Here is a 15,083-nt window from a genome sequence, read left to right as displayed (position 1 = left end):
TCCCGCACCGACTTATCCACAGGTCTGCCGGGCCCTCTTGTCCCGACCGATCGTTCGGTTACTCTAACTCCAGTCTGCTCTCCTTCGCCCGGCTCAACGAGGAGTTGGTCCCTGATGGCCGCCGAGCTCACCGTCCCCCAGCTGTCCGCCAAGCACCGGCTCACCCTGGACCAGGCCCTGTCGGCGATCCGCAGCCGCGCCTACTGGTCACCGCATCCCGAACACCCCAAGGCGTACGGCGAGACCGCCCCCGCCGACGGGCTCGCCGCCTTCGAGGCCCTGCGCGGCACCCGGCTGGACCTGGGGCAGCCCGGCACCGACGGCTGGGCGGGCGCCGAGGTGTCCCCGTACGGCCCGGAGCTGGGCGTCGAGTACCCGCATGTGGACCCTGAGGTGCTGCTGCCCGCGATGAAGGCCGGCATGGCCGCCTGGCGCGACGCGGGACCCGAGGCGCGTGCCGTGGTCTGCATCGAGATCCTGGCCCGCATCTCCGCCCGGACCCACGAGTTCGCGCACGCGGTCATGCACACCAGCGGCCAGGCCTTCATGATGGCGTTCCAGGCGGGCGGCCCCCACGCGCAGGACCGCGGTCTGGAAGCGGTGGCCTACGCCTACGAGGAGCAGACCCGGGTCCCGGGGCAGGCCGACTGGTCGAAGCCCCAGGGCAAGAAGGACCCGCTGGAGCTCGGCAAGACCTTCACGGCCGTCCCCCGCGGCATCGCCCTCGTGATCGGCTGCAACACCTTCCCCACGTGGAACGGCTACCCCGGCCTCTTCGCCTCGCTCGCCACCGGCAACGCGGTGCTGGTCAAGCCGCATCCGCGGGCCGTGCTGCCGCTCGCGCTGACCGTCCAGGTGGCGCGGGAGGTCCTCGCCGAGACGGGCTTCGACCCGAACCTGGTCGCGCTCGCGGTCGACCAGCCGGGCGAGGGCATCGCCAAGACCCTCGCGCTCCGTCCCGAGGTCAAGCTGATCGACTACACCGGTTCCACGGAGTTCGGGGACTGGCTGGAGGCCAACGCCCGCCAGGCGCAGGTCTACACGGAGAAGGCGGGGGTCAACACCGTCGTCCTGGACTCCACCGACAACTACAAGGGGATGCTGTCCAACCTGGCCTTCTCCCTCTCGCTCTACAGCGGCCAGATGTGCACCACCCCGCAGAACCTGCTGATCCCGCGCGACGGCATCGCGACGGACGCCGGCCACAAGACGTACGACGAGGTCGTCGCCGACCTCGCGGCCTCGGTCGGCGGCCTGCTGGGCGACGACGCCCGGGCCAACGCGCTGCTGGGCGCGCTGGTCAACCCGGACGTCAAGGCCCGCCTGGAGGCGGCGGCCGCACTGGGCGAGGTCGCGCTGGCCTCCCGGGAGGTCGTGAACCCCGAGTTCCCGGACGCGGTGGTCCGCACCCCCGTCCTGGTCAAGCTGGACGCGGCCAAGCCGGACCCGGACGCGCCCTACCTCTCGGAGTGCTTCGGCCCGGTCGCCTTCGCGGTGGCCGTGGACACCACCGCCGACGCCCTCGAGCTGCTGCGCCGCACGGTGCGGGAGAAGGGCGCCATGACGGTGGGCGCGTACACGACGTCGGCGGACACCGAGCGGGCAATCGAGGAGGTCTGCCTGGAGGAGTCCGCGCAGCTCTCCCTGAACCTGACCGGCGGGGTGTACGTCAACCAGACCGCGGCGTTCTCGGACTTCCACGGCTCGGGCGGCAACCCGGCGGCCAACGCGGCGCTGTGCGACGGTGCCTTCGTGGCGAACCGCTTCCGTGTGGTGGAGGTCCGCCGCCAGGCCTGACGCCGGTGCCGTGACGCCACCGGTGCCGTGACGCCGGTGCCCTGAGGACAGGGCCCGGGTGGGCGCCCCGCCGCTACCTCGTTTCGAAGGTGCGGGCGGAGGCGTCCACCTGGGCCGGCGGGCCGCCCCAGTGGAAGAGGGTCATGGCCACGCTGGTGGCGAGGTTGTAGCTGGAGACCTGCGGGCGCATCGGGAGGGCGACCAGGTGGTCGGCCCGGTCCCGCAGCTCCGGCGAGATCCCGTGGCGTTCCGAGCCGAAGGCGAGCAGGGCGTCGTCCGGGAGGGTGAGGGTGCGGATGTCCTCGCCCTCCGGGTCGAGGGCGTAGAGCGGCCCCGGCGGCAGCTCGTCCAGTGCGAGGCGTTCGACGGTGGTGGCGTAGTGCAGTCCGGCCCCGGCCCGGACCACGTTCGGGTGCCAGGGGTCGAGGTCGCCGCGGGTCACCACGCCGGTGGCGCCGAAACCGGCGGCGAGGCGGACGACCGCTCCGACGTTGCCGAGGTTGCGGGGGTTGTCGAGGACGACGACGGGCGCCGGCCTGGGCGTCCGCCGCAGCCCGGCGAGGCCCGCCGCCCGATCGGGGCGTACGGCGAGGGCCGCGACCCCGGTGGGATGCACGCGGGGCAGGAGTTCCTTGAGCGCGGCCCGCCGCACCAGCCGGACCACATCGGCCTCGACGTCCGGAGCCAGCTCGCCGGCGAGTTCCCGTACGGCGTCGGGCTCGTCGGCGACGGCGATCCGTACGTCGGCCCCGAAGCGCAGGGCGTGCTTCAGCGTGTGAAAGCCGTCCAGCAGGACGAGATCCCCCCGCCCGGCGGCCTCCCGCCACTGCCGCGCGATCTCTCCGGGGCTCTGATCCTCACTCATACCCCGACCCTACGGTCCACCGCGCGCACCGCCGCGCGCGCAGCCGGGCAGATCCAGCCTCGCCGGCGTTCGAGGCGCGGGGGTCCGGGGGCGGCGCCCCCGGCAACGGCGCCGCAGGGGACGCTCAGCGCGGCACGGGGCTGGGCTCCGCGTCCGCGGGAACGGGCTCGGCCTCCGAAGGGGCCGAGGGGCGGCCCGGCCCCGAACCGCCGCCACGGCCGAGGCGAAGCGCGGCGGCCCGCCCACCGAGCCACACCAGGAACGCCGTCGGCAGGAAGACCGCGTCGGCGGCGATCATCGCCAAAGAGAAGAACGGCAGGCCCAGCAGCACCGCGATCCCCGCGTGCTCCAGCATCATCACGGCCAGCAGCACGTTCTTGATCCGCCGGTTGAACAGCGTGAACGGGAACGCCACCTGCACCGCCACCGTCCCGTACGACAGCAGCATCACCAGCGTCCCGCTCCCCGCCACCAGCGCCGACAGCCCCGGCCACGGCGTGAAGTAGTCCAGCCCCAGGGGGTAGTACAGCGCCGTCCCGTCCTGCCACCGCGACCCCTGGATCTTGTACCAGCCGGCCGTCGCGTAGATCAGGCAGACCTCCGCCGTGATCACCAGCATCCCCGCGTTGTGCAGCAGGTTCGCCAGGACGTCCAGGACCGCCCGCCCCTCCCCCTCCGGCTCGTAGCGGTCGACCAGCCACCACAGCCCGCAGACCACCCACACCGCCGCGAACCCCGTCAGCCAGCCGAGGCCGAACCGCCCGGTCGCCGCCCCGTAGGCCAGCACCGCCCCCAGCACACCCCACAGCACCGGCCCGGCCGCCCCGGCCGTCGCCGAGCCGTGCGTACGGACCCGGCGCGCGTCCAGCGACCACACCCGCGCGCACCGGGTCAGCACCAGGTAGATCGCCATCAGGTGGATGACGTTGTCCCCGCCGTCGCCCATGAACACGCTGCGGTTCTGCAGCGACAGCACGCCGACCATGAACACCACGGACGTCGCCCGCGTCCGCCAGCCCAGCAGCAGCCCCGCGCTGGCCAGCACGGACACCGCGTAGACGCTCTCGAACCACAGCGTCGAGTCGGACCACATCAGCACCGTGAAGGCCTGGTTGGAGGCGGTCAGCCGCTCCGCCAGCTCCCAGCTCCACGGCCCGTCCGGCCCGTACAGCTCGGCGCGGTTCGGGAACTCGCGCAGCAGGAAGAAGAGCCAGGTCCCGGCGAAGCCGATGCGGACCACCGCGCTCTGGTACGGGCCCAGCGCCTGCCCGGTGACCTTCGCGGCCGCCCGCCCCACCGCCGCACGGGCGCGCCTCACACCGTCCACCACGGCAGCTCCCGGTAGTAGGTCTGGGTGTCGGTGGTCTCGGTGCTCCACTTCGGCGCGGGCACCGCCGTCGTCGCCGAGCGCAGCTGGATCCGCAGGAGGTGCCCGCCCCGGTGCTCCGGCGCGAGCCGGTTCACCGCGATCCGCCGCAGGTACGCCTCGGACAGCTCGCCGCGCTCGCCGTTCGGCATGTTGTCCTCGTCGTGGGAGCCGGTGAAGAAGTCCCAGGCCCGGCGCAGCTCGTTCTGCTCCGTGTGGCTCGGCAGCAGGCTGTGCCGGATGGCCGCGCCGTCCTGGGCGCTCAGGTCGCGCCAGTCGGTGGTGATCAGCTCGCCGCTCGCGGTCCGCACCTCGGCGCGCGCCTCCACGGCGATGTTCTGCTGGAGCGGGTTGGGGGCGAAGAGCTTCCAGTTCTGTTCGAATTCGGGGTAGATCCAGTCGTCGATCGTCCCCGCGTGCTGCTTGCTCACCGTGTTGGACGGGGCCACGTGCAGGAAGACGAGCGTCAGGTGCGCGCAGGCGGCCACGGCGACGGCCCCCAGGGCCAGGGCGGTCAGAACCCGGTACGGGGCGGACAGACCGGCGATCCCGGGCACCCGCGGAGAGGGCGCGGCGGCCCCGTCGACGGGCCTGCGCGGGGGTGGCGGAACGGCCCCCGCGGCGGGCTCGTGCTCGTTCGAATCCATCCCGCCCCGATCCTCCGGCGTCCACAGGGTTGACCACAGAGGTTGACACCCTACGGGCCGTCGTCTCACCATTGAAGCGGATGAACCGAACGATCGGTCGGTCGGGCGGGACGGCGGAATCTCACAGGGGGCCGGAATGGTGGCAGTGACCCCGGAAACGGGGCCGGATGCGGCCCTCGGGACAGACGGGACGGACGGGACGGGCATGACGGCTGACCTCGGCGCACAGCTCGCGGCGGCATTCGACGCGGCCGTGGCGGCGGACGAGCGCGTGGAGCCGCGCGACTGGATGCCCGAGCAGTACCGCGCCACTCTGGTCCGCCAGATGGCCCAGCACGCCCACTCCGAGATCATCGGCATGCAGCCCGAGGCCAACTGGATCACCCGCGCGCCCTCGCTGCGCCGCAAGGCGATCCTGATGGCGAAGGTCCAGGACGAGGCCGGACACGGCCTGTACCTCTACAGCGCGGCCGAGACGCTCGGCACCAGCCGCGACGAGCTCCTCGACAAGCTCCACTCGGGCAAGCAGAAGTACTCCTCGATCTTCAACTACCCCACGCTGACGTGGGCGGACGTCGGCGCCATCGGCTGGCTCGTGGACGGCGCGGCGATCACGAACCAGGTCCCGATCTGCCGCTGCTCCTACGGGCCCTACGCACGCGCCATGGTCCGGATCTGCAAGGAGGAGTCCTTCCACCAGCGCCAGGGGTACGAGCTGCTCCTCGCGCTCTCGCAGGGCACCGAGGCCCAGCACGCGATGGCCCAGGACGCGGTCGACCGGTGGTGGTGGCCGTCGCTGATGATGTTCGGCCCGCCGGACGACGAGTCGGCGCACTCGGCGCAGTCGATGGCCTGGCGGATCAAGCGCCACTCGAATGACGAGCTGCGCCAGCGGTTCGTGGACATCGCCGTCCCGCAGGCCGAGTCCCTCGGCCTGACCCTGCCCGACCCGGACCTCAAGTGGAACGAGGAGCGCGGGCACCACGACTTCGGCGCCATCGACTGGGCGGAGTTCTGGGACGTCCTCAAGGGCAACGGTCCCTGCAACGAGCAGCGGATCAGCCAGCGGCGCAGGGCCCACGAGGAAGGCGCCTGGGTGCGCGACGCGGCCGCGGCGTATGCGCAGAAGCAGGCGGCACAGCAAGCGGCGAAGCACGCCGAACAGAACGAGGAGGCACGGGTATGACGCAGAACTGGCCCCTGTGGGAGGTGTTCGTGCGCTCGCGGCGCGGCCTCTCGCACACGCACGCGGGAAGCCTGCACGCCCCCGATGCGGAGATGGCCCTGCGCAACGCCCGCGACCTCTACACCCGGCGCGGTGAGGGCATCTCGATCTGGGTGGTGCCCTCCACGGAGATCACCGCCTCCTCGCCGGACGAGCGGGACCCGTTCTTCGCCCCGTCCGCCGACAAGCCGTACCGGCACCCCACCTTCTACGACATCCCGGAGGGGGTGAGCCACCTGTGACCAGCACCGACACCACCACCACCGCGGCGGCTCTCGCGCTCGGCGACGACGCGCTGATCCTCTCCCACCGCCTCGGGGAATGGGCCGGGCACGCCCCCGTCCTGGAGGAGGAGGTCGCCCTGGCCAACATCGCCCTCGACCTGCTCGGCCAGGCCCGCGTCCTGCTGTCCATGGTCGGTGACGAGGACGAGCTGGCGTTCCTGCGCGAGGAGCGGTCCTTCCGCAATCTCCAGCTGGTCGAGCAGCCGAACGGCGACTTCGCCCACACCATCGTCCGCCAGCTCTTCTTCTCCTTCTACCAGCACGAGCTCTACGGGGAACTCGCGCGCGGGGAGGGCCCGTTCGCGCCGCTCGCGGCCAAGGCCGTGAAGGAGACCGCGTACCACCGCGACCACGCCGAGCAGTGGACGCTGCGGCTCGGCGACGGCACGCAGGAGAGCCGCAGCCGCATACGGGCCGCCCTGGACGCGCTGTGGAAGTACACCGGGGAGATGTTCCAGCCGGTGGAGGGCCTCGAAGGCCTGGACTGGGCCGCCCTGGAAGGGCGCTGGCTGGCCGCGCTGACCGGCGTACTGGAGCGGGCCGGTCTGGCTCTGCCCGAAGGGCCGCGCACCGGCGCCTGGGCCGCCGGAGCCGGCCGGCAGGGCCTGCACACCGAACCGTTCGGCCGGATGCTCGCCGAGATGCAGCACCTGCACCGCAGCCATCCGGGGGCGTCATGGTGACCACCGACTCCGGTAGGACCCGCCTGGAGGCGGAGCTGGCCGAGCTGGCGGGCTCCGTCCCGGATCCCGAGCTGCCCGTGCTCACCCTCGGCGAGCTGGGCGTGGTGCGCGGAGTGCGGATGCACGAGGACGGCCATGCCGAGGTCATCCTGACCCCCACCTACACCGGCTGCCCGGCCATCGAGGCCATGTCGGCGGACATCGAGCGGCTCCTGACCGGCCACGGCATACCCGAGGTGCGGGTGACCACAGTGCTGGCCCCCGCCTGGTCGACCGACGACATCAGCGCCGAAGGCCGCCGCAAGCTCGCGGAGTTCGGCATCGCCCCGCCCCGCCCGCACGCGGCCGGCGGGCCGGTCCCGCTGACCCTGTCGGTCCGCTGCCCGAACTGCGGATCGACCGACACCGAGCTGCTGAGCCGGTTCTCCTCCACCGCATGCAAGGCGCTGCGCCGCTGCACCGCCTGCCGCGAACCGTTCGACCACTTCAAGGAGCTGTAGATGGCCGCCCCCCGCCACGGCGCGTTCCACCCGCTGACGGTGGCGGCAGTCGACCGGCTCACCGACGACTCGGTGGCGCTGACCCTCCGGGTGCCCGAGGCGCTGCGCGAGGACTACCGGCACGCCCCCGGCCAGCACCTGACCCTGCGCCGCACCGCCCCCGAGGGCGGCACGGAGATCCGCCGCACCTATTCGATCTGCTCCCCCGCCCCGGCGCCGGGCGGCCCGGGCCCGGCGGAGCTGCGGGTCGGGGTGCGGCTGGTGGAGGGCGGGGAGTTCTCCACCTTCGCGCACAAGGAGATCGCCGCCGGCGACGTGCTGGACGTCATGGTCCCGGCCGGCCGCTTCGTGCTGGAGCCCGCCGCCGCCCCCGCCTCGGGGCACTACGCGGCGATCGTCGGCGGCAGCGGCATCACGCCCGTGCTGTCGATCGCCGCGAGCCTGCTGGCCACCCGGCCCGACGCCCGCTTCTGCCTCGTACGCAGCGACCGTACGGCGGCCTCGACGATGTTCCTGGAGGAGGTCGCCGACCTCAAGGACCGGTATCCGGCGCGGTTCCAGCTGGTGACGGTCCTGTCCCGGGAGGAGCAGGAGTCCGGGCTGCCGTCCGGTCGGCTGGACGAGGAGCGGCTGGCGGCCCTGCTGCCCGCGCTGCTGCCGGTGGCGGAGGTGACGGGCTGGTTCCTGTGCGGCCCCTACGGGCTGGTGCAGGGCGCGGAGCGGGCCCTGAGCACGCTCGGCGTCGTACGGTCCCGGGTGCACGAGGAGATCTTCCACGTCGAGGACACCACGGTCCCGGCCCGCCCGGCGGCGGCCACGGCGCCCGCGCACGGGCGGGTCACGGCGCGGCTCGACGGGCGCTCCGGCACCTGGCCGGTCCAGGACGGGGAATCCCTGCTGGACGCGGTCCTGCGCAACCGCGCGGACGCCCCGTACGCCTGCAAGGGCGGGGTCTGCGGTACCTGCCGCGCGTTCCTGGTGTCGGGCGAGGTCCGGATGGACCGGAACTTCGCGCTGGAGGCCGAGGAGACGGATGCCGGGTTCGTACTGGCCTGCCAGTCCCACCCGATGACGGAGGAAGTGGAGATCGACTTCGACCGCTGAGGGACCCCCGCTCGCGGCCGGGGCCTGTCCAATTCCCGGAAGCTGTTCTATCTTGACGCACCGTCAGATCGGACGTGGGAGGACAGGCAGTGGACTTCACCTTCACCGAGGAGCAGCAGGCCGCCGTCGAGGCGGCCAGGGCCGTCTTCGCGGATGTCGCACCCGACAGCGTGCCCAGTCCCGCGCTCACTCCGGGGGCCGTCGCCGAGGACTTCGACCGCCCCCTGTGGGCCAAGCTCGCCGGGTCCGACCTGCTGAGCCTGGTCCTCGCCGAGGAGCACGGCGGCGCCGGTCTGGACGCCATCGCCCTGTGCCTGGTGCTGCGCGAGGCCGCCAGGGTGCTGGCGCGGGTCCCGCTGCTGGAGCACTGCGCCACCGCCATGGCCGTCCAGGCCCACGGCAGCCCGGAACTGGCCGCCGCCCTGCTGCCCGGCGCGGGGCGCGGCACGCTCGTGCTCACCGCCGCCGCGCACGGCCGCTCCGGCCACGACCCGGCCGAACTCGCCGTCATCGCGCGCCGTGACGGCGCGGAGTGGATCCTGGAGGGCACGCAGACCGCCGTCCCCTGGGCGCAGAGCGCCGACTGGATCGCCGTACCGGCCCACACCGGCGAGGGCGAGGCCGTCCTCGCGCTCGTCCCGCGCACCGCCGCGGGCCTCGCGCTCGCCGAGCAGGTCTCCACCAGTGGGGAGCGGCTCGCCGAACTCGCCCTGGACGGCGTACGGGTGGAGCGGACCCACCTCATCGAGAACCCGGAAGCCTGGGAGCGGCTGCGCCAGCTCCTCGCCACCGGGACCTGCGCACTGGCACTCGGGCTCGGCGAGGCCGTCCTCACCATGACCAGCCAGTACACCAGCAAGCGCGAGCAGTTCGGCTTCCCGGTGGCCACGTTCCAGGCCGTCGCCGTCCAGGCCGCCGACCGCTACATCGACCTGCGCGCCATGGAGGTCACCCTGTGGCAGGCCGCCTGGCGCCTCGACGCCGCGACCGGCGGCGCCGGCGGTCCGCTGCCGAGCTCCGGTGATGTCGCGGTCGCCAAGATCTGGGCCTCCGAGGGCGTACGCCGGGTCGTGCAGAGCGCCCAGCACCTGCACGGCGGCTTCGGCGCCGACACCGACTACCCGCTGCACCGCTACCACGCCTGGGCCAAGCAGCTGGAACTCCAGCTCGGCCCGGCCGCCGCGCACGAGGAGGCCCTGGGCGACCTGCTGGCCGCCCACCCCCTCGCCTGAGCGGGGCTACAGCACGAAGGCCGGGGTCCCGGTGTCCGTCACCATCGGGCGCCCGGCGTTGTCCCAGGCCTGCATTCCGCCGTCGACGTTCACGGCGTCGATCTCCTGACGCACCAGGTACTGGGTGACCTGCGCGGACCGCCCGCCGACCCGGCACATCACGTACACCCGGCGGCCGTCCTCGACGGCCTGCGTCAGCTCGCCGAAGCGGGCCACGAAGTCGCTCATCGGGATGTGCAGCGCGCCCTCGACGTGACCGGCCGCCCATTCGTCGTCCTCACGGACGTCGAGGACAAAGCCTTCGGAGGGCACCGCGGCGGCGTCCACCGAGGGAAGCGGTCCGAAGTTCATACGTCGCCTTCTCTCATCGCAGATAGTCACTCCAAACCTAGCCGAACCCAGCCCCGCCGGCGTTTGAGGCGCGGGGTCTGGGGCGGAGCCCCAGGAAGCCGGGCGCAGCCCGGGCCCGCCAGCGCAGCGGCCCCGCACCGTCACTGCGCGGCGAGCGCAGCCGCGAGTTCCGCCTCACGCTCGGAAACCTGCGCCAGCAGCTGTTCCGCGATCTCCTCCAGCAGCCGGTCCGGATCCTCCGGCGCCATCCTCAGCATCGACCCGATCGCGCTCTCCTCCAGCTCCCGCGCCACGAGCGACAGCAGCTCCTTGCGGCGCGCCAGCCACTCCAGCCGGGCGTACAGCTCCTCGCTCTCGCCCGGCGCCGCCGCCTCGGGCGCCGGCCCGGCCGCCCACTCCTCGGCCAGCTCGCGCAGCAGCCGCTCGTCGCCCCGCCCGTACGCGGCGTTGACCCGCGCGATGAACGCGTCGCGCCGCTCCCGCTCACCCTCTTCCTGGGCGAGGTCGGGGTGGGCCTGGCGGACCAGCTCGCGGTAGAGGCGGCGCACTTCCTCCGAGGGGCGCACCCGCTCCGGCGGCCGCACGGGCCGGTCGGTGAGCATCGCGGCGGCGTCGTCGGAGATCCCGTCCGAGCCCAGCCAGTCGTGGAACAGCTCGTCCACCCCGGGCATCGGCATGACCAGCGAGCGCGCCTCCCTCGCCCGCCGGAGGTCCTCGGCATCGCCGGTGCGGGCCGCCTTCGCCTCGGCGATCAGCGCGTCCAGTTCGTCGAGCCTCGTATACATGGGCCCGAGCTTCTGGTGGTGCAGGCGGGAGAAGTTCTCCACCTCCACCCGGAAGGTCTCCACCGCGATCTCGAACTCGATCAGCGCCTGCTCGGCGGCCCGCACGGCCCGCTCCAGGCGCGCCTCGGGGCGCTCCTCACCTGTGACGGAGGAGTCGCCGGAATCACCGGGGACTGTCTGCTCGGGCTGCTCGGTCTGCTCGCTCACCCGGCCAGCCTACGGCCCGCCCGCGCGGGCGGCGTTTCACGTGAAACATCGCCCGCCGCGAAGCGGCCCGGACACTCCTCAGACCCCGGCCTCCGCCGCGATCCGCCCGGCCCGTACCGCCGCCACCAGATCCGCGTGGTCGGCCTCGGACCGGTCGGCGTAGGCCACCGCGAAGGCCGCCATCGCCTCGTCCAGCTCCTCGTTCTTCCCGCAGTACCCGGCCAGCAGCCGCGGGTCGACACTGTGCGCGTGCGCCCGGGCCAGCAGCGCCCCCGTCATCCGCCCGTAGTCGTCGAGCTGGTCGGCGGTCAGCGCCGCCGGATCCACGCTGCCCTTGCGGTTGCGGAACTGGCGCACCTGGAACGGGCGGCCCTCCACCGTGGTCCAGCCCAGCATGATGTCCGAGACCACCTGCATCCGCTTCTGCCCGGCCACCACCCGCAGGCCCTCGTGCTCCACCGGCGGCGATACGAAGCCCAGCCCCGGCAGGTGCGGCAGCAGCACGGAGGGCCGCGCCTCCTTCACCTGGAGCACCAGCGGCTCGCCCCGGTGGTCCAGCAGCAGCACCACGTACGAGCGGGTGCCGACGCTTCCGGTCCCGACCACGCGGAAGGCCACGTCGTGGATCGCGTACCGGGCCAGGAGCGGCAGCCGGTCGCCCTGCAACGTCTGGAGGTAGGGGCCGAGCGAGGCCGCCACGGCCGCCGCCTCCCCGTCCCCGACCCGGCGCAGCACGGGCAGCGCGTCGACGAAGCGGCGTCCGCCGTCCGGCCCGATCACCGTCGACTTGGCGGCGAACCGCGCGGAGGTGTTGTTGCGTGCCTTCTCCGAGACCCGCTCCAGCGTGCCCAGCAGATCGTGCGCGTCGGCGTGCGAGACCAGCTCCTCGTCCGCGATGGCGTTCCACGCGTCGAGCGCGGGCAGCTTGGCCAGCAGCCGCAGGGTCCGCCGGTAGGCGCCCACGGCGTCCAGCGCGGCCGCCCGGCAGGTGTCCTCGTCGGCGCCGACCACCCGGCCGGCCAGCACCAGCGAGGTCGCCAGCCGCTTCAGGTCCCATTCCCACGGGCCGAACACGGTCTCGTCGAAGTCGTTCAGGTCGATGACGAGCCGCCCGCGCGCGTCCCCGTACAGGCCGAAGTTCGCCGCGTGCGCGTCGCCGCAGATCTGCGCGCCGATCCCGGTCACCGGGCCACCGGACAGGTCGTGGGCCATCAGCCCCGCCGCCCCGCGCAGGAACGCGAAGGGGTTCGCGGCCATCCGGCCCACCCGTATGGGAGTCAGCTCGGCGACCCGCCCCGCGTTCGACTCCTCCACCGCCCGCACGGCGTCCGGCCGCCCGGCCGGCGCCACGAAGGCGGCGTGCGCCGCCCGCGGCACGCGCCCGCGCAGCGCCTTGCCCTCCTCCTTGGGCGAACCCGCAGCCACCCGCGGCGCGAACCCCGCCACGTCCGGAATCCGCTGCCCCGCTACCGCCGCCATCGGCGCCGCCCCCGCCCGTTCATTTGATCGCTTCCCGAACGGGCTGACCGTATCTACAGCCCGGCGTCCCTGGCCAGCAGTGCCGCCTGCACCCGGTTCTCGCAGCCCAGCTTCGCCAGGATCCGGCTGACGTACGTCTTCACGGTCGCCTCGCTCATGTGCAGCCGCCGGCCCGCGTCCGCGTTGGACAACCCCTCCCCGAGCAGCGCCAGCACTCCGCGCTCCCGCTCGCTCAGCTCCGCCACCTGGCGCCGGGCCTGCTCACCGCGCACGGCGGCCTTCCCCGACGCCAGCTGGTCCACCACGTGCCGGGTCGCCCCCGGCGAGAGGTACGCGTCCCCGGCCGCGGCCGCCCGCACCGCCCCGATCAGCTCGCCCGGCGCCGAGTCCTTCAGCAGGAACCCCGCGCCGCCCTGACCGAGCGCCCGCAGCACGTTCTCCTTCTCGCCGAAGGTGGTCAGGATCAGCGCCCGCACCTCGGGCACGGCCCGCCGCAGCTCCCCCAGCGCGGTGAGCCCGTCCATCACCGGCATCTGGATGTCCAGCAGCATCACGTCGGGCGCGTGCGAGCGGGCCAGCTCGACCGCCTCCCTGCCGTTCGCCGCCTCCGCGACGACCTCGATGTCCGGCGCCGAGGTCAGGATCATCCTGATCCCGGCCCGGATCAGTGGCTCATCGTCGGCGATGACCACTCGGATCACTTCGGCTGTCACCCGCGCTCCTACTGCTTGACCTCGTACGCCTGCTTGTCCACGAGCTTGCCGTCCTTGAAGCAGAACCGGTAGATCAAGTCCGTCCCCAGGGCGCTCGGCTGGTCCTCGGACAGCAGTGTCAGACAGTCCGAGCCCTCCGGCCTCGGCGGCCCCTTGCGCTCCGTCCCCGCGGTCAGGAAGCTGCCGCCGCTCGGCAGCCGGTCCCGCACGGTCTGCTCCGACTCGCCCACCCGCACGGCGTCGAACCCGTCCTGGTCGAGCAGCGCGTCACCCATCGAGCCCACCAGCAAGGCCATCCCCGCGCCGATCACGATCACCAGGAGCACCACCGCGGCGAAGGCGATACCGCAGCCCAGGGCGAAGCCGCCGGTCCGGCTGCGCCCCCGTACGGCCAGCTCCCGGTCGACCGCCGCCCAGTCCATCGGCGGCGCCCCGCGCAGCCCCTGGGCCAGCGCCTGCGCCTGCTGCCCGAAGTCGTCGGCCACGTCCTCCACGCCCGCCGGCTCCGCCCCGTACGGCAGCACGCCCGCCACCCGGAACCCGCCGCCCTCGGTCTCGCCCGCGTGCACCATCCCGCCTACCAGCCGTGCCCGCTCGCGCAGCCCCGTCAGCCCCTGGCCGCCCGACACGACCTCGGCGCCCACCGTACCGGCCGCCGGACCGTTGGCGATCTCCACCACCAGCGAGTCGTCCTCGTAACGCAGCTCGACCGTGATCGGGGCCCCGGGCGCGTGCTTGTAGGCGTTCGTCAGCGCCTCCTGGACGATCCGGTACGCCGCGTGGTCGCAGGCCGCGACCAGCGGCCGCGGCTGACCCGAGGTGGACAGCCGCACGTCGGTGCCCGCGCCCCGCGCCGCCTCCACGACCCCCGCGATCCCGGCCACCCCGCGCGCCGCGGGCTGCGCCGCCTCCTCCACCGGCACGGGCGCCTCGACGCCGTCCCGCAGGATGCCGACGACCTCCCGCAGCTCGTGCATCGCCGCCACCGAGGCCTGCCGCAGCACACCCACCGCCTCGCGCTGACGGTCGGTCAGCTTCGGGTCCACCTCCAGCGCCCCGGTGTGCACGGAGATCAGCGCCAGCTGGTGGCCGAGGCTGTCGTGCATGTCCTGGGCGATCCGCTGCCGCTCGCGCAGCCGGGCCTGCCCGGCCACCATGACGCGCTCGCGCATCAGCTGTCCGTTGCGCTCCTGGAGCGCGCGCAGCAACGTACGGCGCTGCGACCAGTAGCGGCTGGCGAGGCCCGGCATCACCGTGGTCGCCAGGAACATCAGCGTGGTGAAGACGACCACCAGCAGGGGCCGCATCTGCGACCACTCGTGCAGCACGCCGAGACCCACCGACGCGACGAAGGCCAGGGTGAAGGCGAAGCCGGCCCGGCCCACCCCGACGATCCGGCGTCCCGCCGACCAGCCCAGCAGGGCCGTGACCAGGACCGTGCCGGGCAGATACGCGCCCACCGCCGCCCCGGCCACGAGCGTCGTCGCCGGCAGCCTGCGGCGCAGCAGGGTCAGCACCACCACGGTCGCGGCGCTCGCCAGCATCCGCAGCCCGGAGCCGTTGTCGATCTCCTCGACGCCCAGACCGAGCAGGGCCACGATTCCGGCGAGCGCCAGATCACCCGCCAGCATCCGCCCGGTCCAGGGCTCCGGCCCCTTCAGCCAGTCCCAGCCCGCACGCGTCTTCGCCTTCGCATCCACCCGACCGACCCTAGACACCCCGGCGCACGGCCGTCCGCCCTCTTTCGTCGCGCCCCGCACGACGAAAGTCGCGGGGCCGGGGCGACATCGGCCACGTGTCCTGGATCACGCCGCCGGCAACCGAATGCCGGCGCGGGTAACCGAA

Annotated in this window: 15 protein-coding genes; 7 read left to right on the top strand and 8 right to left on the bottom strand. The window is 73.4% G+C overall.

Annotation, left to right across the window (positions count from 1 at the left end):
* The first annotated feature begins 114 nt into the window (after positions 1 to 114).
* On the top strand, positions 115 to 1,797 hold the full coding sequence (gene paaN / locus ACZ4TV_RS06260; RefSeq protein WP_468131221.1) for a phenylacetic acid degradation protein PaaN: 1,683 nt from the start codon (positions 115 to 117) through the stop codon (positions 1,795 to 1,797).
* A 73-nt stretch (positions 1,798 to 1,870) separates the two neighbouring features.
* On the opposite strand, the gene ACZ4TV_RS06255 is transcribed toward paaN, so the two are convergent.
* The 3 genes from ACZ4TV_RS06255 to ACZ4TV_RS06245 form a co-directional block, all read right to left on the bottom strand.
* Positions 1,871 to 2,662: a TrmH family RNA methyltransferase gene (locus ACZ4TV_RS06255; RefSeq protein ID WP_468131219.1), complete on the bottom strand. Its 792-nt coding sequence runs from the start codon at positions 2,660 to 2,662 to the stop codon at positions 1,871 to 1,873.
* Positions 2,663 to 2,786: 124 nt separating this feature from the next.
* Positions 2,787 to 3,989 (bottom strand): HTTM domain-containing protein, encoded by a 1,203-nt coding sequence (locus ACZ4TV_RS06250; RefSeq protein WP_468131217.1) that lies wholly within the window; start codon positions 3,987 to 3,989, stop codon positions 2,787 to 2,789.
* Positions 3,977 to 4,675, bottom strand: a complete 699-nt coding sequence (locus tag ACZ4TV_RS06245; protein ID WP_468131215.1) for a DUF5819 family protein — start codon at positions 4,673 to 4,675, stop codon at positions 3,977 to 3,979. The genes ACZ4TV_RS06250 and ACZ4TV_RS06245 overlap by 13 nt, the downstream gene beginning before the upstream one ends.
* A gap of 136 nt (positions 4,676 to 4,811) precedes the next feature.
* Between ACZ4TV_RS06245 and paaA the strand changes: the two genes are divergently transcribed.
* From paaA to ACZ4TV_RS06215, 6 genes are all read left to right on the top strand, one after another.
* Entirely contained in the window at positions 4,812 to 5,861 is a 1,050-nt protein-coding gene (gene paaA / locus ACZ4TV_RS06240) for a 1,2-phenylacetyl-CoA epoxidase subunit PaaA (protein WP_468131213.1), read from the top strand.
* Positions 5,858 to 6,142: a 1,2-phenylacetyl-CoA epoxidase subunit PaaB gene (paaB, locus tag ACZ4TV_RS06235; RefSeq protein ID WP_030009045.1), complete on the top strand. Its 285-nt coding sequence runs from the start codon at positions 5,858 to 5,860 to the stop codon at positions 6,140 to 6,142. The genes paaA and paaB overlap by 4 nt, the downstream gene beginning before the upstream one ends.
* On the top strand, positions 6,139 to 6,867 hold the full coding sequence (paaC, locus tag ACZ4TV_RS06230; RefSeq protein WP_468131211.1) for a 1,2-phenylacetyl-CoA epoxidase subunit PaaC: 729 nt from the start codon (positions 6,139 to 6,141) through the stop codon (positions 6,865 to 6,867). The genes paaB and paaC overlap by 4 nt, the downstream gene beginning before the upstream one ends.
* Entirely contained in the window at positions 6,861 to 7,367 is a 507-nt protein-coding gene (gene paaD, locus ACZ4TV_RS06225; protein ID WP_468131209.1) for a 1,2-phenylacetyl-CoA epoxidase subunit PaaD, read from the top strand. Before paaC ends, paaD begins: the two co-directional genes overlap by 7 nt.
* Positions 7,368 to 8,471 carry a 2Fe-2S iron-sulfur cluster-binding protein gene (locus tag ACZ4TV_RS06220; protein ID WP_468131207.1) on the top strand — a complete coding sequence of 368 codons (1,104 nt, stop codon included), beginning with the start codon at positions 7,368 to 7,370 and terminating at the stop codon, positions 8,469 to 8,471.
* 89 nt (positions 8,472 to 8,560) lie between these two features.
* A complete protein-coding gene (locus ACZ4TV_RS06215) occupies positions 8,561 to 9,703 on the top strand; it encodes an acyl-CoA dehydrogenase family protein (protein ID WP_468131464.1) in 1,143 nt (380 codons plus the stop codon).
* Positions 9,704 to 9,709: 6 nt separating this feature from the next.
* Here ACZ4TV_RS06215 and ACZ4TV_RS06210 read toward each other — a convergent pair whose 3' ends face one another.
* The 5 genes from ACZ4TV_RS06210 to ACZ4TV_RS06190 all read right to left on the bottom strand — a co-directional run bounded on the left by ACZ4TV_RS06210 (position 9,710) and on the right by ACZ4TV_RS06190 (position 14,938).
* Positions 9,710 to 10,054 (bottom strand): rhodanese-like domain-containing protein, encoded by a 345-nt coding sequence (locus ACZ4TV_RS06210; protein ID WP_468131205.1) that lies wholly within the window; start codon positions 10,052 to 10,054, stop codon positions 9,710 to 9,712.
* A 140-nt stretch (positions 10,055 to 10,194) separates the two neighbouring features.
* Positions 10,195 to 10,956, bottom strand: coding sequence for a hypothetical protein (locus ACZ4TV_RS06205; RefSeq protein WP_468131462.1), 762 nt, complete (start codon positions 10,954 to 10,956; stop codon positions 10,195 to 10,197).
* A 168-nt stretch (positions 10,957 to 11,124) separates the two neighbouring features.
* Positions 11,125 to 12,525, bottom strand: a complete 1,401-nt coding sequence (locus tag ACZ4TV_RS06200; protein WP_468131203.1) for a DUF2252 domain-containing protein — start codon at positions 12,523 to 12,525, stop codon at positions 11,125 to 11,127.
* 53 nt (positions 12,526 to 12,578) lie between these two features.
* Positions 12,579 to 13,238 carry a response regulator gene (locus ACZ4TV_RS06195; protein WP_468131201.1) on the bottom strand — a complete coding sequence of 220 codons (660 nt, stop codon included), beginning with the start codon at positions 13,236 to 13,238 and terminating at the stop codon, positions 12,579 to 12,581.
* Positions 13,239 to 13,246: 8 nt separating this feature from the next.
* Positions 13,247 to 14,938 (bottom strand): sensor histidine kinase, encoded by a 1,692-nt coding sequence (locus ACZ4TV_RS06190; RefSeq protein WP_468131199.1) that lies wholly within the window; start codon positions 14,936 to 14,938, stop codon positions 13,247 to 13,249.
* Positions 14,939 to 15,083: the final 145 nt, after the last annotated feature.

The organism is Streptomyces sp. NPDC028910 (assembly GCF_055564955.1).
The sequence above is the reverse complement of the archived record's forward strand: the minus strand, read 5'-3'. Positions and strand labels throughout refer to the sequence as shown.